The sequence below is a fragment of the Pseudomonas sp. FSL L8-0168 genome (genome assembly GCF_037976155.1).
GTDB lineage: Bacteria > Pseudomonadota > Gammaproteobacteria > Pseudomonadales > Pseudomonadaceae > Aquipseudomonas > Aquipseudomonas paracarnis.
Window position 1 is genome coordinate 912,288 of record NZ_CP150262.1, and the last position, 24,091, is coordinate 936,378.

The 24,091-nt window shown below is 61.0% G+C and carries 21 protein-coding genes; 18 read left to right on the forward strand and 3 right to left on the reverse strand.

Annotated features, from left to right (window positions below; genetic code table 11):
- The first annotated feature begins 15 nt into the window (after window positions 1–15).
- The 9 genes from MHH62_RS03770 (at window position 16) to MHH62_RS03810 (ending at window position 9,222) form a co-directional block, all read left to right on the forward strand.
- Window positions 16–459, forward strand: coding sequence for an SRPBCC family protein (locus tag MHH62_RS03770; RefSeq protein ID WP_019820107.1), 444 nt, complete (start codon window positions 16–18; stop codon window positions 457–459).
- Window positions 460–462: 3 nt separating this feature from the next.
- Entirely contained in the window at window positions 463–1,605 is a 1,143-nt protein-coding gene (locus MHH62_RS03775; protein WP_014718384.1) for an acyl-CoA/acyl-ACP dehydrogenase, read from the forward strand.
- Window positions 1,602–2,429 carry an SDR family NAD(P)-dependent oxidoreductase gene (locus MHH62_RS03780; protein WP_014718383.1) on the forward strand — a complete coding sequence of 276 codons (828 nt, stop codon included), beginning with the start codon at window positions 1,602–1,604 and terminating at the stop codon, window positions 2,427–2,429. Before MHH62_RS03775 ends, MHH62_RS03780 begins: the two co-directional genes overlap by 4 nt.
- A 10-nt stretch (window positions 2,430–2,439) precedes the next feature.
- Window positions 2,440–3,399: a fatty acid desaturase gene (locus MHH62_RS03785; RefSeq protein WP_058410508.1), complete on the forward strand. Its 960-nt coding sequence runs from the start codon at window positions 2,440–2,442 to the stop codon at window positions 3,397–3,399.
- Between the two features lie 46 nt (window positions 3,400–3,445).
- On the forward strand, window positions 3,446–4,261 hold the full coding sequence (locus MHH62_RS03790; RefSeq protein WP_103451302.1) for a DUF3050 domain-containing protein: 816 nt from the start codon (window positions 3,446–3,448) through the stop codon (window positions 4,259–4,261).
- Window positions 4,262–4,290: 29 nt separating this feature from the next.
- The gene (locus tag MHH62_RS03795) at window positions 4,291–5,358 is read left to right on the forward strand and encodes an HlyD family secretion protein (RefSeq protein WP_014718380.1); all 1,068 of its coding nucleotides are present in this window, start codon (window positions 4,291–4,293) and stop codon (window positions 5,356–5,358) included.
- Complete coding sequence (locus MHH62_RS03800) at window positions 5,355–6,872, forward strand: DHA2 family efflux MFS transporter permease subunit (RefSeq protein ID WP_014718379.1); 1,518 nt, start codon at window positions 5,355–5,357, stop codon at window positions 6,870–6,872. Before MHH62_RS03795 ends, MHH62_RS03800 begins: the two co-directional genes overlap by 4 nt.
- Window positions 6,873–6,894: 22 nt before the next feature.
- Complete coding sequence (locus MHH62_RS03805) at window positions 6,895–8,238, forward strand: TolC family outer membrane protein (RefSeq protein ID WP_014718378.1); 1,344 nt, start codon at window positions 6,895–6,897, stop codon at window positions 8,236–8,238.
- 87 nt (window positions 8,239–8,325) lie between these two features.
- A complete protein-coding gene (locus tag MHH62_RS03810) occupies window positions 8,326–9,222 on the forward strand; it encodes a LysR substrate-binding domain-containing protein (RefSeq protein WP_019820111.1) in 897 nt (298 codons plus the stop codon).
- Window positions 9,223–9,224: 2 nt separating this feature from the next.
- Here the strand turns inward: MHH62_RS03810 and MHH62_RS03815 are convergent, their stop codons facing one another.
- Window positions 9,225–9,680, reverse strand: a complete 456-nt coding sequence (locus MHH62_RS03815) for a hypothetical protein (RefSeq protein WP_019820112.1) — start codon at window positions 9,678–9,680, stop codon at window positions 9,225–9,227.
- Window positions 9,681–10,068: 388 nt separating this feature from the next.
- Here MHH62_RS03815 and MHH62_RS03820 point away from each other — a divergent pair, with 388 nt between their 5' ends.
- Genes MHH62_RS03820 through MHH62_RS03830 form a run of 3 tightly spaced genes read left to right on the forward strand, consistent with a single transcriptional unit; the run spans window position 10,069 to window position 15,917 of the window.
- Window positions 10,069–11,310: an efflux RND transporter periplasmic adaptor subunit gene (locus tag MHH62_RS03820; protein WP_060766478.1), complete on the forward strand. Its 1,242-nt coding sequence runs from the start codon at window positions 10,069–10,071 to the stop codon at window positions 11,308–11,310.
- Window positions 11,311–11,325: 15 nt separating this feature from the next.
- Window positions 11,326–14,505, forward strand: coding sequence for an efflux RND transporter permease subunit (locus MHH62_RS03825; RefSeq protein ID WP_003191086.1), 3,180 nt, complete (start codon window positions 11,326–11,328; stop codon window positions 14,503–14,505).
- Window positions 14,502–15,917, forward strand: a complete 1,416-nt coding sequence (locus MHH62_RS03830) for a TolC family protein (RefSeq protein WP_014718375.1) — start codon at window positions 14,502–14,504, stop codon at window positions 15,915–15,917. Before MHH62_RS03825 ends, MHH62_RS03830 begins: the two co-directional genes overlap by 4 nt.
- 84 nt (window positions 15,918–16,001) lie before the next feature.
- Here MHH62_RS03830 and MHH62_RS03835 read toward each other — a convergent pair whose 3' ends face one another.
- Window positions 16,002–17,018 carry an AraC family transcriptional regulator gene (locus MHH62_RS03835; RefSeq protein ID WP_019820116.1) on the reverse strand — a complete coding sequence of 339 codons (1,017 nt, stop codon included), beginning with the start codon at window positions 17,016–17,018 and terminating at the stop codon, window positions 16,002–16,004.
- A gap of 168 nt (window positions 17,019–17,186) precedes the next feature.
- Between MHH62_RS03835 and efeU the strand changes: the two genes are divergently transcribed.
- The 4 genes from efeU to efeO (MHH62_RS03855) are packed head-to-tail and all read left to right on the forward strand — an operon-like array spanning window position 17,187 to window position 21,405.
- Window positions 17,187–18,032, forward strand: a complete 846-nt coding sequence (gene efeU, locus MHH62_RS03840; RefSeq protein WP_103451301.1) for an iron uptake transporter permease EfeU — start codon at window positions 17,187–17,189, stop codon at window positions 18,030–18,032.
- 10 nt (window positions 18,033–18,042) lie between these two features.
- Window positions 18,043–19,245, forward strand: coding sequence for an iron uptake system protein EfeO (gene efeO / locus MHH62_RS03845; RefSeq protein WP_339232522.1), 1,203 nt, complete (start codon window positions 18,043–18,045; stop codon window positions 19,243–19,245).
- A gap of 14 nt (window positions 19,246–19,259) precedes the next feature.
- Window positions 19,260–20,564 carry an iron uptake transporter deferrochelatase/peroxidase subunit gene (efeB, locus tag MHH62_RS03850; protein WP_060766477.1) on the forward strand — a complete coding sequence of 435 codons (1,305 nt, stop codon included), beginning with the start codon at window positions 19,260–19,262 and terminating at the stop codon, window positions 20,562–20,564.
- 25 nt (window positions 20,565–20,589) lie between these two features.
- Window positions 20,590–21,405 (forward strand): iron uptake system protein EfeO, encoded by an 816-nt coding sequence (gene efeO, locus MHH62_RS03855; RefSeq protein ID WP_014718370.1) that lies wholly within the window; start codon window positions 20,590–20,592, stop codon window positions 21,403–21,405.
- A 71-nt stretch (window positions 21,406–21,476) separates the two neighbouring features.
- Here the strand turns inward: efeO (MHH62_RS03855) and pssA are convergent, their stop codons facing one another.
- Window positions 21,477–22,820, reverse strand: coding sequence for a CDP-diacylglycerol--serine O-phosphatidyltransferase (gene pssA / locus MHH62_RS03860; RefSeq protein WP_019820125.1), 1,344 nt, complete (start codon window positions 22,818–22,820; stop codon window positions 21,477–21,479).
- Window positions 22,821–22,943: 123 nt separating this feature from the next.
- Here pssA and MHH62_RS03865 point away from each other — a divergent pair, with 123 nt between their 5' ends.
- Complete coding sequence (locus MHH62_RS03865; RefSeq protein ID WP_014718368.1) at window positions 22,944–23,507, forward strand: TetR/AcrR family transcriptional regulator; 564 nt, start codon at window positions 22,944–22,946, stop codon at window positions 23,505–23,507.
- 54 nt (window positions 23,508–23,561) lie between these two features.
- The gene (locus tag MHH62_RS03870; RefSeq protein ID WP_339232526.1) at window positions 23,562–24,041 is read left to right on the forward strand and encodes a nuclear transport factor 2 family protein; all 480 of its coding nucleotides are present in this window, start codon (window positions 23,562–23,564) and stop codon (window positions 24,039–24,041) included.
- Window positions 24,042–24,091: the final 50 nt, after the last annotated feature.

The window sequence follows — 24,091 nt, forward strand, 5'->3', positions numbered from 1 at the left end:
ATGGAGTTTCCCCCCATGCAAGAAGTCAACGTGCAGGCCCATATCCCCCATGCCTGCGCTGATGAAGTATTTGCGGTGATCAGCGATTTCAGCAACTACGTCGAGCTCTGCGAATCGGTGCGCAATATCAGCATCAACAAGGTCAGCGACCAGGTGTCGTTCACGTCCTGGGAGGTCAACTTCCACAGCGGCATTCTCAAGTGGCAGGAGCGTGACACCTTCAATGCCGACACCCGAGAGATTCATTTCGAGCAGATGGCCGGCGACGTCGATCACTTCTCCGGCACCTGGCACGTCTTGCCGGATGGCAAAGACGCGATCATCACCTTCAAATCACGCTTCGACCTGGGCCTGCCGATGCTCGCGGACATGCTCGACCCTGTGGCTAAACAAGCTATCCGGGACAACATCCACTCGATCATCACCGGCCTGTTTCCGGCGAGCTACTTGAAGGCCTGAACCATGTCACTGTCGTTACTCAATCGCTCACGCGATTTGCTTGAACGCTACGCCCCGGGTTTTGACGAGCGTTTGGCGGCCATTCCGAGTGCCCAGCGCGAAGCGCCACAGAGCGAGGTCATCGCCCTGTTCAAGCAACATGGCCCGGTAGGTCTGCTGGTCAACCGTGAAGCCGGCGGGCTGGGCGCGAACATCCTTGACGCGGTGCATGTGCAGATCGCCCTGGGCGCCCGCTCGCCCTCGCTGGCGGTGGCCAGCACCATGCACCAGTTTTCCGTGGCGAGCCTATTGGCACTCACGCAAAACGGCGGCGGCGCCGAAGGCCTGTTGCTGGCCGCCGTCGCGCAAAACCGCTTGCTGCTGTCTTCGGGGTTTGCCGAGGGCACCTCCGGAGCGGGCATTCTCGACTCGGCCATGCAGGCAGTGCACACCCCAGACGGGGTGTTACTCAGCGGCAGCAAGAAGCCCTGCTGCCTTGGGCAGTCGATGGACTTGCTCACCGCCAGCTATATCCGCCAAACCCCTGGTGGCGAAGAGCTGATGGTCGCATTGATTCCGGCCACTGCAGCGGGCATCAGCCGTAATCCTTTCTGGCAGAACAGCGCCCTGGCCGGCGCAGAAAGCATCGAAGTACGCCTCAACGAAGTGCTGGTGCCCGAGCGCATGGTGTTTTCCGCCGGTTACACGCACCAACTGGGAGACGTGCAAACCGTGGGTTTCATCTGGTTCGAACTGTTGATCTGCGCATCTTATGTGGGTGCCTGCGCCAGCCTGATCGAGTCGGTCACAGACGCCGCTCGCTGGACCGCGCATCACCGCGTGGACCTGGCAGCCGACCTGCAATTGGCGATCAGTGCCCTGGAAGGCGCGGCCCTGGATATCGAGCGTAACCCACAGGACTTGCCTAACGTGTTGGCCCGTCTGCTGCTGGTGCGTTACGGCATTGAGCAACGGCTTGCCCAGCTCTCCGACCAGGCCCACGCCATGTTGGGCGGGATGGCGTTCATCACCAGCAACCTGAGTTCCAACGGACTGATGGCCTGCCGCGGCTTGCAATTTCATCCACCGGCCAGGATCTCGATGGCGACCAACCTTGACACCTACCTGTCAGCATCAACCTTCAGCATGACCGGAGCGCACTCATGAACCTGCTCGGAAAAACCATTGTTATCACCGGTACCGCGCGCGGCCTGGGTTTCGCCGCGGCCAGCAAGCTCAAGCGACTGGGCGCCACCGTGATTGGCCTCGATATCCTCGCACCGCAAGACAGCGGCCTGCTGGACGCGTTTTATCAAGTCGACCTGTGTGACCGCCACGCCGTGGCCAACGTGATCAGCGCTATCAGCACCGATTTCGGCGACATCGACATTCTGGTCAATAACGCCGGCACCCTGACACTGGAACGCGGCGAAACCGGGGTCACCGATGAGGTGACCCGCGCAGTGGACGTCAACCTGTTCGCGCCTTGGCAACTGACTTCGGGGTTCCTACCGGGGCTACTGCGAAAGCGCGGCAAAGTGGTCAACGTGTCCTCATTGTTCGCGCTGGTGAATGCGCCCTACGTGGCCGCCTATGCTGCGAGCAAACGGGCGCTGAGCGCTTATTCGGATGTGCTGCGCATGCAGTATCGCGGGGAGCTTGACGTGGTCACGGTGTACCCGGGGTTCATCGACACGGCGATCCACTTGCCCGCGCAGCGTGTGGGCCTGTCGGTCAAACGCCTGGTGACCTTCAAGTGGGGTGACAAGACCCTGCTGTCCCTGGAAGAAAAACTGGATGCCGCCGCGAACGGCCTGGTGCGCGCCTGCCAGAAAAATGGCCTGCGCAACCGGGGGCTTACGTTCATGGGCACGCTGGCCATGTACACCGCGCGCAGCGTGCCGAGCGTGGTCGATGCCTTTATCGCCATGCGCCTGCGTACGCTCACGCGTGGCGGTCATCTGGTGCTCAACCCTGAACTGATCGAGTAAGCCCTCGCCAATGGCCAGCCATTTACACCCCAAGCCCCAGGTCCGCCTCGCCCGTGCCTTGTTCAAGGCTCGGGCGGGGGAATCCTTGCTGATCATCGCCTACGCCTTGAGCCTGTACCTGCTGCCACTCGCGCTGTTTGTGTGGGTGGCCAACACAGCCTCCACCCTGTGGACGCTGGTGTGTTTGCCATTGGTGGTATTGGCGGGATATGGGTTATTTCTGCAAGCGATCCTTGGGCATGAAGGCTTCCACTTCAACCTGAGCGCGAACCCCATGCGCAGTTGCTACCTGGGCATTGCTACCAGTTCGCTGCTGCCGGGGTTCTGTGTGACCGGTTACTTCGTCGACCATTGGCAACACCACCGGTACAGCAACAGCGCGAAAGACCCGGACTACCAGCTCTTTTCGCGTTATCACACACTGGCGAGCCGCATCACCCTGTCGCGCTTGATTGCCACCCTGCGTTATCTGCAGACCACCTGGCGCCTGGCGTTCGGGCCATTGGTCAATCCTTCGGCGCTGCCGTTGAGTTCGGCGCAAGTGCAATGGCTGGCCCGCTGCAATATCGCCTGCCAGGTTGTATGGCTCAGCCTGTATGGGCTGGCTATCTGGCTAGTCGACGGCCTGTTGTTGGGGTTTTCCTTGAGCCTGGCGGTGGCGTTCCTGCTGTCGGCGGTCAACGCTTATCAGGAACATGCTTTCGACACAGGCCATCTGTTGCCGCCAGCGCGTTCACGCACTTCGCGCCTCAACACCTGGCTGCACGCGGGCTCGAACTTTCACCTGGAACATCATTTTTACCCCGCGGTGCCTTGCTGGCGACTGCCCAAGGTACACCGTCAACTGCTGGAAGCGGGATGGTACGAAAGCCGGCAATACCTGCTGGAAAAGCACTTTGTGCGCTCCTTCCGGTACGCCACCGGTCGCCATCCTTATCGTACAAACACGGTAAACGACACACACCCTTAATTTCCGATGGATTTTGGGCCTGACCCTTCAGGCCGCAGGAGCACGCATGCCTTTTGATATCGACAGCCACATTGAAACCGAGCGCGAACAGCTGTTCAGTCACCCACTGTTCGGCAGTATCCGCAGCGTAGAAGATGTACGCACCCTGATGGAGTTTCACGTGTTCGCCGTCTGGGACTTCATGACCTTGCTCAAGCGTATCCAGCGCGACCTCACGTGCGTGGAGTTGCCCTGGGTACCGCCGGTCCACATCACCGCCGCGCGCCTGATCAACGAAATCGTGGTGGGTGAAGAGACCGACGAGCACCCCGCGGGCGGTTTTATCAGCCACCTGGACCTGTACCTCGCCGCCATGGATGAAATCGGCGCCGACAGCAGCGTATTCCGCTGCTTCCTGGCCGCCATCCAGGCCAAGGTGCCTCTGGCTAAGGCGCTCAACGACGCGCAGATTCCGACGGCCGCCAAAGTGTTCATGTGCCAGACCCTCGATGTTGCACAACACGGCAGCACCGAAGCGGTCCTGGCGTACTTCTTCTTCGGGCGTGAAGACATTATCCCCGACATGTTTGGTCGCCTGCTGTCGCAATGGTCGGTCAGTGAACGCGATGTACCGATGCTCACGTATTACTTGAAGCGCCACATCGAGATGGATGGTGACGATCACGGCCCGGCGGCCAAACGCATCATCGCCGAAATCGTCACCAGCCCCGCGCAACACCTGCACATGGTCGAGAGTGCGAAAACCGCAATCAACTCACGGATTGACCTGTGGAATGGCGTGCATCAGTTCCTGCTGGACAAGGCTCAGCCGACGGTGAGCCGTCCTGCGCGGGAGGTCCACACCGTTTCTGAGCCTGCTTGACCTCAACGCGCATCGACAGGGAGTACCACATGACCAAAGGCAAGTTGATAAAACTGACGCTGTGTGGCGTCGTGGTCGGCGGGTTGCTGATTCTGGGCTGGCAGCGCTGGCAGTATTCCAGCACTTACGTGAGTACCGACAACGCCGAACTCGACGGGGTGATCATCCCGGTACGGGCCAAGCTTTCGGGCGTGGTGATCAGTGTGCCGGTGGTGGACAACGTCAGGGTACAAAGCGGCGACCTGCTGTTTCAGATCCGCGACAGCGAGTACCGCTATCAGTTGCAGCAGCGCGAAGCACAGTGGCAAGCATTGCTCGCCGCCGCCGGGCGCGCAGGCGTGCCGGGCGCGCTGGACAGTCAGGTGCTCGGCGCGGTGGCCATGCGCGAGGCCGCGCAGGCGGCCCTGGCTCAAGCAAGCGCCAACCTTGAGCAAGCGCGCAACGACTACCAGCGTGCCCGTCGCCTCGGCGCCCAAGGCGTGCTGAGCACCCAGGACCTGGAAGTGGCCAAGGCGCGTTTCGACGCCCTCAGCCACGCCCAGGGAGTGGCGCGCAGCAACGCCCAGGCCGCCGCTCAAAGTACCTTGGCCAACAAAGCCGAACTCAAGGTGCAGGACTATCGGATCGCGGCCGCGCAAGCGGAGCTGGAACAATCCAGGATCCAGCTCAACGACACCCGCCAGACCGCGCCGATGCGCAGCATTGTCTCGAAAAAAGAGGTGGAACCCGGCCAGTTTGTGGTCGCTGGCCAAAAGCTCATGAGCCTGATCGCCACCGACGCACTGTGGATTACCGCCAACTTCAAGGAGACCCAGGTGGGCCGCGTGCGCGTGGGCCAGACTGCCCGCGTCACCGTGGACGCCTTCCCCGGGCACGCCTTCGACGGCGTCGTCGAAAGCCTGGCACCGGCTACCGGAGCCAAGTTCTCATTGCTGCCCCAGGAGAATGCCACGGGCAACTTCACCAAGGTGGTGCAGCGCGTGCAGGTGCGCATCGCGCTCCACGATGTGCCGGATGACTACAAGCCGCTGTTGAGCCCGGGCATGAGCGCGTTTGTCGAAGTGGCCGCACCTGACGACGCCGGCCACACGCTATGAAGTCGCCTTATCTGATTGCGCTGACCGTCACGCTGGTGTCGATGATGGAGCTGCTCGATGTCACCATCGTCAACGTAGCGATTCCCAGCCTGATGGGCACCTACGGGGCGTCGGTGGATGAAATCTCCTGGGTCTCCACCGGTTATGTGGTGGCCAACGTGGTGATTCTGCCGGTCAGTGGCTGGCTGTCGGCGTGGTTCGGCCGGCGGACTTATTACCTGGTCTCTACCGCGCTGTTCGTGCTGGCATCGTTGGGTTGCGCGATGTCTGCCGAACTTTGGCAACTGGTCGCGTTCCGGGTGCTGCAAGGCCTGGCGGGCGGCGGGTTGCTGGGGATTTCCCAGGCAATCATCTACGACGTGTTCCCCAAGGAAAAGGTCAGCAGCGGCATGGCGCTTTACGGCGTGGGCGTGATGATGGGGCCCACCTTGGGTCCGACCGTCGGCGGCTACCTGATCGACACGTTGTCGTGGCATTGGATCTTCCTGATCAACTTGCCGATCGGTGCCGTGGCCTTGTTGTTGTGCTGGCTGTGCATCAACGACTCGCCCAACGAACAAAAACCTTCCAGTGTCGACTACAGCGGCTTTTGTTTGCTGGCGCTGGGCGTGGGCAGCCTGCAGATCCTGCTGGAGCGCGGCGAGCACTGGGACTGGATGGCGTCCAACTGGACCGTGGCCTGCCTGTTGCTCAGCAGCTTCAGCCTGGTGGGTTTCTTCTGGTGGGAGCGGCGTGTGGCCAACCCGATCGTCAACGTCGCGCTGTTCCAGAACCGCGAGTTCCTGATGGGGTGCATCTGCGCCTTCTGCGTGGGCTTCGGGCTGTACAGCACGTTGTTCATGGTGCCGCTGTTCTTGCAGACCCTGCTGGCGCAGAGCGCTTACCAGAGCGGGTTGGTGATTTTCCCCGGGGCGGTGGCCAGCGCCATCAGCACCTTGGTGATCGGCAAGCTGTCCCAGGAAAACAAGATCGACGAGCGTGTGTTCGTCACCCTGGGCATTGTCATGTACTGCTATGCGATGTTCCTGCACACCCAGTTCACTCTCGACAGTAACCCCGACTCGCTGTACTGGCCCTTGGTGATCCGCGGCCTGGGGCTGGGCATGATCTTCGTGCCGCTGACCAACCTGGCGATGCGTCGCCTGCCGCTGACATTGATCTCCGGCGCCTCAGGCGTACTCAACCTGATGCGCCAGTTGGGGGGCAGCGTGGGCATCGCCATCGCAGCCACCTTGCTCACACGGTTCTCGTGGGAACGCTATCGCCTGCTCTCCGAGCATGTCACCGAATCGAGCCTGGTGGCCAGTGGTTGGGGAGGTGTGGAAACCGACCCGTTGTTTCTTTCCCTGGGCTTGGCGAGCCATCAACAAGCCCTGGCCCTGATGCCTTACCTGCAAGCGCGCGAACAAGGGCAAATGCTGGCGTTCAGCATGCTGTTCGGCACCTTGGGAGCGGTGATGGCCATCGGGATTCCCATGGTGCTGATGATGCGCAGAAGCCACATCAGTCGATAAATCTTTCAGTGGAGCACACCCCTTGCGTATTCCAGGCCTGCATCTGAACACCACCCCGCTGCTCATGCCGCTGTATTGGCTGGCACTCGCCTGCGCGCCCACTCAGGTGTTGGCAGATGACTTGTACCAGCTGTACCAGAAGGCGTTGACCCACGACATGCAGTTCGCCGCCGCCCAGGCCCAGCAATTGGCCACGGCAGAAAAGGAACCGCAAAGCCGTGCCAACCTGCTACCGGACCTGTCTGTCACCGGCGGCGCGGCCTGGGTCGATGCCGAGGATTCCTCCGACTATCATCGCAATCGCAATAACACCAACGCCTACGCCGTGGTCCTCACACAGCCGCTGCTGCGTTGGCAGAATGTGATCGCACACGACCAAAGCAAACTGTTGATCAGCGCCAGTGAACTGCACACCGAACAGGCGCGCCAAGCGCTGATGCTGCGCGTCGCCCGCGCTTATTTCGACGTACTGCTCAATCAGGAACTGTTGAACACCCGCACGCAACAGCTACAAACCTTGCGCGAGAGCCAGACGCGCAGCCAGCGACTGCTGGCCGACGGCGCCACCACCGCTAATGCGCTCGCCCAGGTGCAGGCCAAGTACGACCAGGCATTCGCCGAACAGGTGGCGGCCCGTGGCGCACTGGACATTGCCAACGAAACGCTCACCCAATTAACTGCCGCACAGGCAGGCCCGTGGTCAGGCAAAGAGCCGCAGTTCAGTGCCCCGGTGCCCGCTGCCATCGATGATTGGGCCACGACCGCGCAACAAGGCAACCTTGCCGTACAGGCGGCGCAGATTGCCCAGCGCCTGGCCGAAATGGACATCGACAAGGAACGGGCCGGCCATTTGCCGACCCTGGATCTGATCGCCGCCCATGGCCGCTTCGCCTCTGTCGGCGGTGATGTCTACGATGTGACGTTGCCGGAAAACCGCTATAACCAGACCGTGGTCGGGGTCAAACTGAGCGTTCCTCTCTACAGCGGTGGCCGCACCAGCAGTCGCGTGCGCGAAGCCCATGCACTGCAAAGCAAGGCGGCGGACGAAGTCGAAGATGCACGTCGCAACGCCGGGCTGAAGGCGCGCCAGGCTTACCTGCAAGTCACCAACGGCATGAGCCAATACCAGGCACTCAAGCAGGCCTTGAACTCCAGCCAGATCAACCTTGCCGCCGTGACCCACGGCTTCGAAGCCGGTTCCCGCATCAACACCGACGTGCTGGATGCCCAACAAAAAGTCACCGATACCCAGCAACGCCTGGCCCAACAACGTTATGCGATCCTGATGGCCCAGTTGCACCTGTTGGCATCCACCGGCAACCTGAGCGACGCGCGCCTGCGGGATATCAGTCATACGCTGAACTGACGCACTGATCAGTAGTGCGCTGACATTCGCTCAACGTGAGGGCTGATTTGGATTAAGCTTGGGCATCTCAAAAATGGAACACTGCCCATGTTCGACCTCAACGAACTCTTCCTCTACGCCAAGGTGGTCGAACACGGCGGGTTTGCGGCGGCGGGTCGAGCGTTGAACCTGCCCAAATCGACCTTGAGCCGCAGGGTCAGCCAGCTTGAAGCCAGGCTGGGGGCACGGCTGATACAGCGTTCGACGCGCCAATTCCAGGTGACCGATATCGGCCATGCCTATTACCGCCATTGCGTGGCGATGATTGCCGAAGCCGAGTCAGCAGAAGATGTGATTGCCTTCAACAAATCAGAGCCGCGGGGCGTGATCCGCCTGAGCTGCACCACCGCATTGCTCAACTACTGGGTGGCGCCGATGCTCGCCCAATTCATGGCGCAATGCGCCAGCGTCGAACTGAACGTGAAGAGCTTCAACCGCAAGGTCGACATCATCAGCGAAGGCTATGACATGGCCTTGAACCTGTGTTTCCCACCGCTGGAAAGCAGTGAGCTGGTCATGAAGGTACTGGCTAAAAGTCCTCAGGTACTGGTGGCGAGCGCGACTTTTTTGCAGGACGCTCCCCTGCCCTCGCTACCGGCTGACCTTGCCGGGCTGGCGACTATCCATTGGGGCAACCCGTTGCTTCAATACCTGTGGGACCTGACCGGGCCGGACGGCGCGACGGCCCAGGTCGCGCACACGCCGCGCCTGGTCAGTGATGACATGTCGACCCTGAAAAATGCAGCACTGGCGGGCGTGGGCATCGCCAACCTGCCCCAAGTCGTCGTGAAAGACGAGTTGGCCGATGGCCGCCTGATTGCCGTATTGCCTGAATGGCAACCCGCTGAAGGCGTGATCACCGCCGTGTTCCCCTCTAGGCGCGGGCTGATGCCGTCGGTGCGGTCCTTGATCGACTTTCTGGGCGATGCGTTCGAGGCGCCGTGATCTTAACTAGCCGCCGTTGCATGAACCAAAGCTAGGCCGGCTACATCATAGACCACACTGTCATATTCAAATGCCAGGTAAAATTGAGCCTGGATGGTATCTTTGTCACCGTCCTTGAATCTTTTTATATTCAATTTCCCACTGTCCGCCTTGATGAGCGACGGTAAAGCAAAAGTAGCATTAACACCTGCCTCATCCCTGCTTACGTCATGCTCGCCATCTTTTATAGGTGGCGGCATCTTGAAGGTGAGCAGCTCAAATCGCCCCGTCTCCTCTTCATTAAGGCTCCCACGAAGAATAAGAACGCCATCGTCCGACTCATAATAGCGGAACTCTAATGCCCTCCAAAATTCCTCTACCATAGGAAAGGGAGGAGCAAACATGAAGTTAAAATAATCAGCGCCGACCTTTGAATTCTTCGCTGCGCCAGAAGACTCGCTGGGTTTAGTGTTATTCATGGCTCAATTCCTTGAACTGATTGATTAATCTACGCTCGGCATTTCGAGAGCCCTCCGGGCATGAATATCAGCCTACGCAAACGCCATTAATCAAACTACTGTCAGACTTCTCAGTTGACATCTGTGCCATGTGATGCGCATTAGCTTCTGGCCGAATCAGCGACACCACTGCCCATCGATACCTACTCGGGCTGCATCCATGCATTCGCTGCAACAGTCTTTTGTCATCAATCACATTGATAGCTCCCTAACAAAAGCCCCATGCTAGAGGGCTGACTCCGCGCTTATATCATTCCGAATGATAGTTACCTTTGCTTCATTCGATTCGTGACCTAGCACCTCCCCGCGCATGATCCGCCCATCTCAAATACATTGGCGGATGCACCTCATGGAACAGTCACTCAAACTTTTGCGCTTCCCCTTGGCGATCTTGGCCGTGGTGGTGATCAGCGCGTGCGGCAAGTCTCCCGAACAAGCGGCCGCCATGCCCCCAGCCAAGGTCAGCGTGGCCAAGGTGCTGGAACAACCGGTCAACGAGTGGGACGAGTTCACCGGGCGCCTTGAAGCGCCGGAAACCGTGCAGATTCGTCCGCGGGTGTCCGGCCAGATTGACCAGGTGGCGTTCACCGAAGGCGCGCTGGTGAAGAAAGGCGACCTGCTGTTCCAGATCGACCCTCGCCCATTCCAGGCCGAAGTGCGCCGCCTCGAAGCCCAGCTTGCGCAGACTAAAGCCGCCGCCACTCGCAGTGAAAACGAAGCGCAACGTGGCGAGCGCCTGCGCCAGAGCAATGCGATCTCTGCCGAACTGGCCGACTCGCGCACCACCGCCGCCCAGGAAGCCCGCGCCGCGATGGCCGGGATCCAGGCGCAGTTGGACCTGGCCAAGCTGAACCTGAGTTTTACGCGCGTGACCTCGCCCATCAGTGGCCGCGTCAGCCGTGCCGAAATCACCGCCGGCAACCTGGTGACCGCCGATACCACCGCGCTGACCAGCGTGGTCTCCACCGACAAGGTTTACGCCTACTTCGACGCCGATGAGCGTGTATTCCTCAAGTACACCGAACTGGCCCGTGAAGGCCGGCGTGGCGCCACCACCCCGGTGTATCTGGGCCTGTCCAACGAAACCGGCAACCCGCACCTGGGCCAGATGAACTTCGTCGACAACCAGGTCAACCCGGCCACCGGCACCATCCGTGGCCGCGCGGTGTTCGACAACAGCAAGGGCGAATACACCCCTGGCCTGTATGCGCGTTTGAAGCTGGTCGGCAGCGGCACCTATTCGGCGGTGTTGATCAATGACGAAGCCGTCGGCACCGACCTGGGCAAGAAATTCGTGCTGGTGATGGACGGCGACAAGCCGGCTTATCGCGCGGTGGAACTGGGGCCGAAAATCGAAGGCTTGCGCATCGTGCGCAGCGGCCTGACCAAGGATGACACCGTGATCGTCAAGGGCCTGCAACGCGTGCGCCCTGGCTCGCCGGTCGCACCGGAAACCATTCCGATGGCCAGCAAGGAAACCCTCGCCGCCTTGGCCCAACAACGACAAGCGCTTGAAGCCAGCAACCTGGAGCAAGTGGCGCCGGAAAAACCCGCGCCCAAGCTCGCAAGCGTCGCGACTCCACGCGGTTAAGGGATACGACTCAAGATGAATTTTTCCAAGTTCTTCATTTCACGGCCGATCTTCGCAGCGGTGCTGTCGCTGTTGATCCTGATTGCCGGTGCAATCTCGCTGTTCCAACTGCCGATCAGCGAATACCCGGAAGTGGTACCGCCGACCGTGGTGGTGCGCGCCAACTTCCCGGGCGCCAACCCCAAAGTCATCGGTGAAACCGTGGCCGCGCCGTTGGAGCAAGCCATCACTGGCGTTGAGAACATGCTGTACATGTCCTCGCAATCTACCGCCGACGGCAAGCTGACCCTGACCATCACCTTCGCCCTGGGCACCGACCTGGACAACGCGCAGGTGCAGGTGCAAAACCGTGTGACGCGTACCCAGCCCAAGCTGCCGGAGGAAGTGACACGCATCGGTATTACCGTGGACAAGGCCTCCCCCGACCTGACCATGGTGGTGCACTTGACCTCCCCGGATCAGCGTTATGACATGCTGTACCTGTCCAACTACGCGATCCTCAATATCAAGGATGAACTGGCCCGCCTGGGCGGCGTCGGTGACGTGCAGTTGTTCGGCATGGGCGACTACTCCCTGCGCGTCTGGCTGGACCCGAACAAAACCGCTTCGCGCAACCTGACCGCCACCGATGTGGTCACGGCGATCCGCGAGCAGAACCGCCAGGTGGCAGCCGGTGCCCTGGGCGCACAGCCTGCGCCGAGTGACACCAGCTTCCAGTTGTCGGTCAATACCCAGGGCCGCCTGGTCACTGAAGAAGAGTTCGAGAACATCGTGATTCGCGCCGGCGCCAACGGTGAAATCACGCGCCTCAAGGACATCGCCAGGGTCGAACTGGGCTCCAGCCAATACGCGCTGCGCTCGCTGATCGATAACCAGCCGGCCGTTGCGATTCCGATTTTCCAGCGTCCCGGCTCCAATGCCATCGACATCTCCAACGATGTGCGCAGCAAGATGGCCGAGCTGAAAAAGAGCTTTCCGGCGGGCATGGATTACCGCATCGCCTATGACCCGACCATCTTTGTACGCGGTTCCATCGAAGCGGTGGTGCATACCCTGTTTGAAGCACTGATCCTTGTGGTGCTGGTGGTGATCCTGTTCCTGCAGACCTGGCGCGCCTCGATCATCCCGTTGGTGGCGGTGCCGGTTTCATTGATCGGTACCTTTGCGGTGATGCACCTGTTCGGGTTCTCACTCAATGCCCTGTCATTGTTTGGCCTGGTGCTGGCGATCGGTATTGTGGTGGACGACGCCATCGTGGTGGTGGAAAACGTCGAGCGTAATATCGAGTTGGGGCTTGAGCCGTTCCCGGCGACCGAAAAAGCCATGAGTGAAGTGACCGGCCCCATCATCGCCACGGCGCTGGTGCTGTGTGCGGTGTTCATTCCGGCCGCCTTTATCAGTGGCTTGACCGGGCAGTTCTACAAGCAGTTCGCCTTGACCATCGCGATCTCAACCGTGATCTCGGCGTTCAACTCCCTGACCCTGTCCCCTGCCCTGGCCGCTGTGCTGCTGCGCGGCCACGACGCGCCAAAGGACCGTTTCTCCAAGTTCCTCGACAAGGTCTTCGGGGGCTGGCTGTTCCGTCCCTTCAACCGCTTTTTCGAAAAGGCCAGCCATGGCTATGTAGGCACCGTGCGCCGAGTGATTCGCGGCAGCGGTATCGCCTTGTTCGTCTACGCAGGTTTGATGGTGCTGACGTTCTTCGGGTTTGCCCACACGCCGACCGGTTTCGTACCGGCCCAGGACAAGCAATACCTGGTGGCCTTCGCCCAACTGCCCGACGCCGCAAGCCTGGACCGCACCGAAAACGTGATGAAGCGCATGTCGGAGATCGCCCTGAAACAACCCGGCGTGGAAGCTGCGATTGCCTTCCCGGGCCTGTCGATCAACGGGTTCACCAACAGCCCGAACAGCGGCATCGTGTTCGTGACCTTGAAGCCGTTCGATGAGCGTAAAGACCCGAGCATGTCCGCCGGTGCGATTGCTGGTGCACTGAACGGCCAATACGCCAATATCGAAGAGGCCTACATGGCGATCTTCCCGCCGCCGCCGGTACAAGGCCTGGGCACCATCGGGGGCTTCCGCCTGCAGATCGAAGACCGTGGCAACCTCGGCTATGACGAGCTGTATAAAGAAGTGCAGAACGTGATTGCCAAGAGTCACAGCGTGCCTGAACTGTTCGGCCTGTTCACCAGCTACACGGTGAACGTGCCGCAAGTGGACGCGGCCATCGACCGCGAAAAGGCCAAGACTCACGGCGTGGCGATCAGCGACATCTTCGACACCCTGCAGGTCTACCTGGGTTCGTTGTATGCCAACGACTTCAACCGTTTCGGGCGTACCTATCAGGTCAACGTGCAGGCCGAGCAGCAGTTCCGCCAGGACTCCGACCAGATCGGCCAATTGAAAGTGCGCAATAACAGAGGCGAGATGATCCCGCTGGCGACCTTTATCAAGGTCAGCGACACCTCGGGCCCGGACCGTGTGATGCACTACAACGGCTTCATCACCGCAGAAATCAACGGCAACGCCGCGCCGGGCTACAGCTCTGGCCAGGCCCAGGCCGCGATTGAAAAGCTGCTCAAAGATGAACTGCCCAACGGCATGACCTACGAGTGGACCGACCTGACCTATCAGCAAATCCTCTCGGGCAATACCGCGCTGTTCGTATTCCCGCTCTGCGTACTGCTGGCGTTCCTGGTGCTCGCCGCCCAATACGAAAGCTGGAGCCTGCCGCTGGCGGTGATCCTGATCGTACCGATGACACTGCTGTCGGCCATTACCGGGGTGATCATCTCGGGCGGCGACAACAACATCTTCACCCAGATCGGCCTGATCGTACTGGTGGGCCTGGCGTGCAAGAACGCGATTCTGATCGTCGAGTTCGCCAAGGATAAACAGCAGGAAGGCCTCGACCCGCTCGCCGCAGTACTGGAAGCCTGCCGCCTGCGTCTGCGGCCGATCCTGATGACCTCGTTCGCGTTCATCATGGGTGTGGTGCCGTTGGTGCTCTCCAGCGGTGCCGGCGCCGAGATGCGCCATGCCATGGGCGTGGCGGTGTTCTCCGGGATGATCGGTGTGACCTTCTTCGGTCTGTTGCTGACACCAGTGTTCTACGTACTGATCCGTCGCTATGTCGAGCGCAGTGAAGCGCGCAAAGCGGCCAAGGCCTTGAAGCTGGAGACACAGCAATGAGTGTGAAAGTATTCCTGCCGAGCCTGTTGGTGCTGGCGCTCGCCGCCTGTGCCGTAGGCCCGGACTACAAGACCCAGCCACTGGAGGCGGCCAATATCACGGCCGCCGCCGACAGCAAAAGCTACGACCATGCCAAGTACGAAGGCATCTGGTGGCAGCAGTTCGAAGACCCCACGCTCAACCAGCTGGTAACCCAGTCGCTGAGCGGCAACCGTGATTTGCGCGTAGCCTTTGCCCGCCTGCGGGCGGCACGGGCTATCCGTGATGACGCGGCCAACGACATCATGCCGGTGGTCACCTCTCGCGCCAGCAGCGATGTGGGCAAGGGCCAGATTCCCGGGCAGACCACCAAGCGTGTCAACAGCGAGCGCTACGACCTGGGCCTGGACATGGCCTGGGAAGTGGATTTATTCGGGCGCATCCGCCGCAACCTGGAAGCCAGCGACGCCGACCAACAGGTGGCCGAAGCCGACCTGTACCAACTGCAAGTCACCATGATTGCCGAACTGGTGGATGCCTACGGTCAACTGCGTGGAGCGCAACTGCGTGAACGCATTGCCCTGGACAACCTGAAGAACCAGCAGGAATCGCGCACCATCACCGTCAGCCTGCGTGATGCCGGCGTCGGTGATCAGCTCGACGTGGAACGTGCCGACGCGCGCCTGGCAGCAGTTGAAGCCAGCGTGCCGCAACTGCAGGCCGAACAAGTGCGCGAGCGCAACCGCATCGCCACCCTCCTCGGCCAGCGCCCCGACAAACTGAGCGTGGACCTGAGCCCGAAAGACCTACCAGCGATTGCCAAGGCGTTGCCGATTGGCGACCCGGGGCAACTGCTGCAACGACGCCCGGACATCCTCAGCGCCGAACGCAAACTGGCCGCCGCCACCGCACGTATCGGCGTGGCCAAGGCCGACCTGTTCCCACGGGTGAGCCTCAGCGGTTTCCTCGGGTTCACCGCCGGGCGCGGTTCGCAGATCGGCTCCGCCGCGGCGAATGCCTGGTCCCTGGGCCCGAGCATCACGTGGGCCGCGTTTGACCTGGGCAGCGTGCGTGCGCGTCTGCGTGGCGCGAATGCCGAAGCCGATGGCGCGTTGGCGACCTATGAACAGCAAGTGTTGCTGGCATTGGAAGAGTCCGAGAACGCCTTCAGCGATTACGGCAAGCGCCAGCAACGCCTGGTCTCGCTGATCCGCCAAAGCGAATCCAGCCGCGCCGCCGCCGACCTCGCGGCGATCCGCTATCGCGAAGGCACCGTGGACTTCCTGGTACTGCTCGACGCCCAGCGCGAACGCCTGGCTGCCGAAGACGCCCAGGCCCAGGCCGAAGTGGATCTGTATCGCGGCATCGTGGCGATCTACAAGGCCTTGGGTGGTGGCTGGCAGCCGGATACGGTGGTCGCCAGCAACCGGTGAGGTAAGAGCTCCTTTGGTTGGTCGCATCCAGCCAATTTTTAGCCCTGCGGTCCATTCGGTCGCGGGGCTTTTTTTCGTGTGGGATTAGCTGGCCTCACCCAGAATCAGGCTACGGTAATGCCCCGGATTCGATCCCACCCACTTACGAAAGGCCTTGTAGAACGAACTCGCATCGGCAAACCCCAGCCGCGTGGCGATCTCGGCAAAACTGATCTGCGGCTCGGCCAACCACACAATCGCCAGTTCCTTGCGCACGCTGTCCTTGAGGCCCTGATAGGTCTGCCCCTCTTCCGCCAGGCGGCGGCGTAGTGTGGACGCAGAAATACACAACCTGGCGGCAAGCCCCTCGGTTTCCGGCCAGGTGTCGGGGGGCATCTGCCGCAAGTCGTGCTTGATGCGCGTGGCGAGGCTTTCCGGGTCGCGGTATTTCACCAGGATGTTAGCCGGTGCATGAGCCAGGAAACGTTGGAGCTCCTGCGGGCTGCGCTTGATCGGCAGGTCCAGGCAGTCGGCAGAAAAAATCATGCGGGTGCGTGGCCGATCAAAGCGCAGGTTGTCAGAAAACATCACCTGATAATCGTCACAGAAGTCCGGCTGCGCGCAACGCAACTCGATGGCGAGGATCGGAATGCGCCGCCCTGCCAGCCAGCAGGCGACGCCGTGGACGATCATCCAATAGGTGAAGTAGGTAAACGCACGCTTGGGATCATGCTCAGGTTCGAGCAGGACGATTTCCGCCAGGCTCTGTTGACGCACCAGCTGGGCTGGCATGTGCTCCAGCATCAACGACAGAAACCCCAGGCCGGTTTCCAGGCCCGCTGCCAGGCTGGGTTGCGCCACGGCGGCGCGACACAGGAACGCCAAGCTGCCGGACTTGAGCTTGCGCGGGTCCATGCCAAAGAACTCATCGTCCCTGCGCCGCGCCAGCAAGCGCCACAGGCGTGCATAGGCCGTGGCCGCCACGCGAGCGTCGGGCTGCTCAAGCAACGCCGGATCAATCCCGACTTTGCTCAATGCCTCAACGGTGGCCGCTCCCGGCGCGCAACTCTGCAACAGCGCTTCGCGCACGAGGTGGATGGAGATGGTGTCTTTTTCCGACATGGGGCGTTGAGCTATCCGGCTGCGGTCTGATTGCCCCGCATCATAAAGGCGGTTGCGCTTCGCCACCACTGTTCAGCCCACGTTCAGCAAAGGTCAATATTTCTTGTTTAGCAATGAGTATCATTATGTTACAACTTAGCTCCCTAACTAGTTGCGCCCGGGTGCCCGATGCTCGTTCCTTTTTTAATCATGCTGCGCGAAGGCATTGAAGCGGCATTGATCGTTGGCATTATCGCCAGTTACCTGCAACAGACCGGGCGTGGCCAGTGGATGCCTGCGGTGTGGATCGGCGTGTTCCTGGCGGCCGCGCTGGCGCTGCTGGTGGGCGGCGGCCTGGAATTGGTCAGTGCGGAGTTCCCGCAAAAGCAGCAGGAATTGTTTGAAGGTGTCGTCGGCCTGGTCGCCGTGGGTATTCTCAGTTCCATGGTGTTCTGGATGCGCAAAGTGGCGCGCTCGATTAAACACTCGCTGCATGAATCTCTCGACCATGCGTTGGCCGGTTCCAGGCACCAGGTGTTTGCCCTGATCGCCATGGTGTTTTTTGCCGTGGCCCGCGAAGGACTGGAGACGGTGTTCTTCCTGCTTGCCGTGTTTCAGCAGAGTGAAGGCCCCGGCGCTCCGGTAGGCGCCCTGCTCGGCCTGGTCCTGGCCATTGTCGTCGGCTTGCTGATTTATTCCGGCAGCATGCGCCTGAACCTCGGTGCATTTTTCCGCTGGACTGGCCTGTTCATCCTGGTGGTTGCGGCCGGCATTCTCGCCAACTCGGTGCAGGCCCTGCACGAGGCCGGCGTGTGGAATCACTGGCAGACCGTGCTGTTCGATTTCAGCGCTGCATTACCCATGGACAGCCCGCTCGGCTCGGTACTGGCCGGCATGTTCGGTTACCAGGAGGCGCCGACCGTCAGCACCCTGGGCGCCTATCTGATTTACCTGGTGGTGGCCCTGGTGATGTTCTTCCTGCCCTCGGCCCCTACCCAGCCCGTTGCCAATACCTCTTCCGTTTCCAGCCAGTAAGGACCGTCTCTTGTCCAACCCAACCCCTCAATCGGCCCCGCCATCCCGCGCCTTGCGCTGGAGCGTGGCCGGCTCGGTGGTGGTGATGATCGCCGCCGGTGGCCTGTTCTACTACGCCTCGCAATTGGCCGCGACCAAGCGCCAGACCAACCACAATGAAATCGCGGTCACGATTCACAGTCACGCCTGCGAGCCTAACGCTCTCACCGTGCCGGCCGGGCGCGCAAGCTTTCGTATCATCAACCGCTCCGACCGTGCGGTGGAGTGGGAAATCCTCGACGGCGTGCTGGTGGTCGAAGAACGGGAGAATATTGCCCCGGGCCTGAGCCAGGTGATCAATGCCAACCTGTTGCCCGGTGACTACGCCATTACCTGTGGCCTGTTGAGCAACCCGCGCGGCACCTTGCATGTCACGCCCACGGCAGAGTCTGACGCCCAGGCCAAGGCCAAGCCGTCGATGGTGGCCTTTATTGGCCCGTTGTCGGAGTTTCGCGTGTACCTGAGCGGCCAGAGCGGTGCGCTGGTCAAGGCCGTGACGGCCCTGCAACAGGCCATCGCCGCCGGTGATCTGGCCCAGGCACAGGCACTGTATGTGCCGGCCCGTGAGGCGTATCAGCGCCTGGCGCCGGCGTCCCAGCGCCTGGCCGAATTGGATAACGCGATCAACGCCCGCGCCGACTACTTTGAAAAGCGCGAGCAAGACCCCGCCTTCAGCGGCTTCCATCGCCTGGAATACAGCCTGTTCCAGCAACACAGCCTTGATGGCCTGGCGCCGGTCGCCCAACGCCTGGTTACCGACGTCACCACGCTCAAGCAACAGTTACTGGCCCAGTCCCTGCCACCAGAGCAACTGGTGAGCATTGTGGTACGCAACCTCGACAGCCTGGCAGACGTTCGCGCGGCGAGCGGTGAAGAGGAACGCTACAGCCACATCGACTTGAACGGCTTTGCCGCCAATCTTGAGGTGGCCCGCAAAGTGGTCGACCTGATGCGCCCGTTGCTGGGCAAGTCCGCCGCCGACCTGTTGCCCACTATCGACAGCGCGCTCAACGCCTTCGACACCGAACTCGAGGGGCTCAAGGTGAATGACCGCTACCCAACCTACGACAAGGTTACAGCCGATCAGCGCAAGCAGATCGCCGATAAGGCCAAGGCACTGGCCGTTGCACTCGATGGAATCGACCCCGCCCTTGGCCTTTCCGGCCTGCAGTGAAGACGACCGCATACATGAGTGATACAGAACAGTTTGACCTCCAACGTCGCCGCGTCCTGTTGGGCATGGCGGCCACCGGCGCTGCGATTGCCGGCAGCAGCCTGAGCTGCCCGGCGATGGCGGCAGCGGCCGAGCAAGTCACCACGGCCCCGCGTAGCGACAAGACCCAGGACCACCAAGCGTTTTTCGGCAAGCACCAAAGCGGCATCGTCACCCCGCGCCCGGCCTGCGGCATGGTCGTGGCGTTCGATGTACTGGCCAGCGACCGCGAAGACCTGGAACGCCTGTTCCGCACCCTCAACGAGCGCATCGCGTTCCTGATGACCGGCGGCACCGTGCCCCAGGTCGACCCGAAATTGCCGCCTACCGATTCCGGCATCCTTGGCCCGGTGGTCACGCCGGATAACCTGACCATTACCGTATCGGTCGGCGAGTCGTTGTTCGACGAACGCTTCGGCCTCGCGGCGGCCAAACCCAAGCGCCTGAGCCGCATGGTCGGTTTTCCCAACGATGCGCTGGAACCGGCGCAGTGCCACGGCGACCTGAGCCTGCAGTTCAGCTCCAACACGCCAGACACCAATATCCACGCGCTGCGCGACATCGTCAAAAACCTGCCCGACCTGCTGCTGGTGCGCTGGAAGCAAGAAGGCAGCGTGCCGCCCCAGGCACCGACCAAACCCGGTGAGCCGGCGCAGAGTGCGCGCAATTTCCTGGGCTTTCGCGATGGCTCGGCCAACCCCGACTCCAACGATGACAAGGCCATGGACCAGATCGTCTGGGTACAGCCCACCAGCGACGAACCGGCCTGGGCCGCCCATGGCAGTTACCAGGCCGTGCGCATCATCCGTAACTTTGTCGAGCGCTGGGATCGCACCCCGTTGCAAGAACAGGAAAGCATCATCGGCCGCGTCAAACCCACGGGCGCGCCCATGGACGGCCAGCATGAAACCCAGGTCCCGGACTACAGCAAGGACCCTGAAGGCAAGTTGACCAAGCTCGATGCCCACATCCGCCTGGCCAACCCGCGCACCCCGCAGACCCAGGCCAACCTGATCCTGCGGCGGCCGTTCAACTACTCCAACGGCGTCAACAAAAATGGTCAACTGGACATGGGCTTGTTGTTCATCTGCTACCAGGCTGACCTGGAGAAAGGCTTTATCAGCGTGCAAACCCGGCTCAACGGCGAGCCGCTGGAGGAGTACCTCAAGCCCGTGGGTGGCGGGTATTTCTTCACCTTGCCAGGGGTCACCGGCCCCAAGGATTTCATCGGGCGCACGCTGCTCGCGGCAACGCACTCTCAAACTCCTGCCAAGACCTAAAACACACCAGAGCGGAATGTCTCCCATGAAGAAGTCGTCTATTGCGTTGTTGTTACTCAGCCTTTCGCCACTGGCAAGCTTCGCCGCTACTGCGCCGTTGGACCTGGTGGGCCCGGTGTCGGATTACAAGATCTACGTCACCGAAGAAATCGGCGAACTGGTCACCCAGACCCAGGCGTTCACCGACGCTATCAATAAAGGCGACCTGGCCACGGCCAAGAAACTCTATGCGCCAACCCGCGTGCACTATGAGTCCATTGAGCCGATCGCCGAGCTGTTCAGCGACCTCGACGCGTCCATCGATTCGCGTGTCGACGACCATGAAAAAGGCGTGACGGCCGAAGACTTCACGGGCTTTCACCGGATCGAATACGCGCTGTTCTCGCAGAACTCGACCCAGGGCCTGCAAGCACTGACGGCCAAGCTCAACGCGGACGTGAATGACCTCAAGACCCGCGTCGACGGCCTGACCTTCCCGCCGGAAAAAGTCGTCGGTGGTGCCGCTGCGTTGCTTGAAGAAGTCGCGGCCACCAAGATCTCCGGTGAAGAAGACCGCTACAGCCACACCGACCTGTACGACTTCCAGGGCAACATCGACGGCGCGAAGAAAATCGTTGACCTGTTCCGTGGCCAGATCGGGCAGCAGGACCAGGCCTTCCTGGCAAAAGTCGACAAGAACTTTGCCAGCGTCGACAAGATCCTGGCCAAGTACAAAACCAAGGATGGCGGCTTCGAGACCTATGACAAGGTCAAGGACAACGACCGCAAGGCCCTGGTCGGCCCGGTCAACACCCTGGCCGAAGACCTCTCGACCCTGCGCGGCAAGCTGGGTTTGAACTAACTGCAGCGCACAAAAAAACACCCAGTCCCTGTCGAGGGGCCTGGGTGTTTTTTTGCCGGCACGTTGCTCAGTTAGAGAATGCGGTACAGCAAGCGCTCGATCCGCACCCGGCTGACACGCCGCAGGAACTTGCCGACAGCGGGCGGGTAATCCACCAGCGTCTGCAATTGCTGGTAACCCTGGATACGCGTGGTGTGCTGGAAAATATTCGCAAGCTCAGCGCCTCGCGGCCCTAGCCATTGGCCTTGAGGGTCGTCGATCAGCAAGCCGTTTTCCAGGTCGAGGCGAAACGCCCGCGGGTTGAGGTTGTTGCCGGTGAGCAAGGTGTAGCGCTCATCCACCCACATGCCCTTGAGGTGATAGGTGTTATCGCCGTCGCGCCATAGGTGCAGGTTCAACTGGCCGCTGTTGATCATCGGCTGGTGCCGTTTGGCAAAGCGCCGCAGGCTGATCTCGTACAGGTACGGCAACGCCGCAATCACCTTGAAGGGTTCAGTGGGCGGAATATAGAAGTCGTTGGCGGTCTTGTCGCCCACCACGATGTCGATCTTCACACCGCGTGCCAGGGCACGGTTGATCTCGCGGGTTACCGGCAATGGCAGGTTGAAATACGGCGTGCAGATGGTCAGTTGCTGCTGGGCGCTGGCGATGAGTTCGAGGATCACCCGGCTCAACGGGTTGTTCTTGCCGACGCCCAGCAAGGGGCTGACCGACAGATGGCCATTGGGCAACTGCCCGGCTGTGGTGTCGTAGGTCGCATGCTTGAGACGGCTGCGCAGGTCGCCGATGTCGTTGCGCAGGCTGCGAGTGGTGGGCGGGTTTGGCAGGTCCAGGCGATGCACTGCCTTGGACGCCACCAGGCCGTGTTCCACCAGGTGCTGCATCGAATCGGCCAAGGGTTGGCTATGGATCAGGTGATAACGGTCGAAGCGGTATTTGTCGAACTTGTGCAGGTACACATTGTTCAGGCTGGCGCCGCTGTACAGCACGCTGTCATCGATCACGAAACCCTTGAGGTGCAACACGCCGAACAGCTCGCGGGTTTGCACCGGCACGCCGTACACCGGCACTTCGGTGGCGTGGCGCTGGGTCATGGCCTGGTACCAGGCGCTGTTGCCCGGTTGCTTGCCTGCGCCGATCAGCCCGCGCTGGGCGCGCAGCCAATCCACCATCACCACGATGTCCAGTTCGGGCCGTGCGGCCTTGGCGGCGTGTAGCGCGTCGTAGATTTCCTGCCCCGCCTCGTCCTGCTGCAAGTACAAGGCAACGATGTAGATACGCCGCGTGGCCTGGGCGATTTTCTCCAGCAGGCAGCGACGGTAGGCGTCGGCGCTTGGCAGCACCTCAAGGGCCTCGTTGGACAACGGAAAACCGCGCAGCTTGGGCAACAGGGAGCGTTTGAAGAACGACGGCATAGGGCTCGCAATGGTCGAATCCGAAGAGGTTCAAAGCTTACACCATGAGGCTGCTCAGGTCTCGCAACGGGCAATCGAAAAAGACTGTTGACCATGAAGAACGGTCGTTCTACTGTACTCGACATGAACGATATAACCCAGAATGAAACCCGCGACATTATTCTCGACGTCACCGAGAAGTTGATCTATCGCCACGGCATCGCTGCCACCGGTATGGACTTACTGGTAAAAACCGCTGGCGTGTCGAGAAAAAGTATCTATCGCTACTTCGCCAACAAAGATGAGTTGGTGGTGGCCGCCTTGCAACGCCGCGACGAGCGCTGGATGCAATGGCTGCGCAGCGAAGTGGAACGCAGCGACGACAGCGGCGAACGCCTGCTGGGGCTGTTCAGCGCGCTCAAGCGCTGGTTCGGCTCGGCAGACTTTCGCGGTTGCGCCTTTATCAACACCAGCGGTGAAACCGGCGATGCCCAAAACCCGGTGCGCCTGCTGGCCAAGGCCCATAAACGCAAACTGTTCGAGTACGCACTTGAACTGTGCCAAGCACATGGCACCCCCGACCCGGAGCAGCAGGCCGCGCAACTGCTGATCCTGATCGATGGCGCCATTACCGTTGCCCTGGTCATGGGTGATTCAACAGCTGCCGATAATGCGCAATGCATGGCGCGGACCTTACTGCAACTTTGAACCCACAGCCCAGGCAACTTTCGACCCAACCTTTATTGCATTGAGGAGTCGCCCATGTCAGCCCAAGAAGAAGTCCGCCCGCCCCTGCCGCCGTTTACCCGCACCTCTGCCATCGAAAAAGTCCGCCTGGCCGAAGATGGCTGGAACTCCCGCGACCCGCAACGTGTATCCCTGGCCTACACCCTGGACACGAACTGGCGTAACCGCGCCGAATTTGCCCATAACCGCGAAGAAGCCAAGCAGTTCCTGACCCGCAAATGGGCCAAGGAGCTGGATTATCGTCTGATCAAGGAATTGTGGGCCTTTACTGATAACCGCATCGCCGTGCGCTATTCCTATGAATGGCACGATGATTCGGGTAACTGGTTTCGCTCGTACGGCAACGAAAACTGGGAGTTCGACGAGAACGGCTTGATGGCCAACCGCTTTGCCTGCATCAACGATATGCCAATCAAGGAGAGCGAGCGCAAGTTCCATTGGCCGCTGGGGCGGCGCCCGGATGCGCATCCCGGCCTGTCAGAGCTGGGGCTATAACCCCGACTCTGCAGACCGAATGAGATCCAATGTGGGAGCTGGCTTGCCCG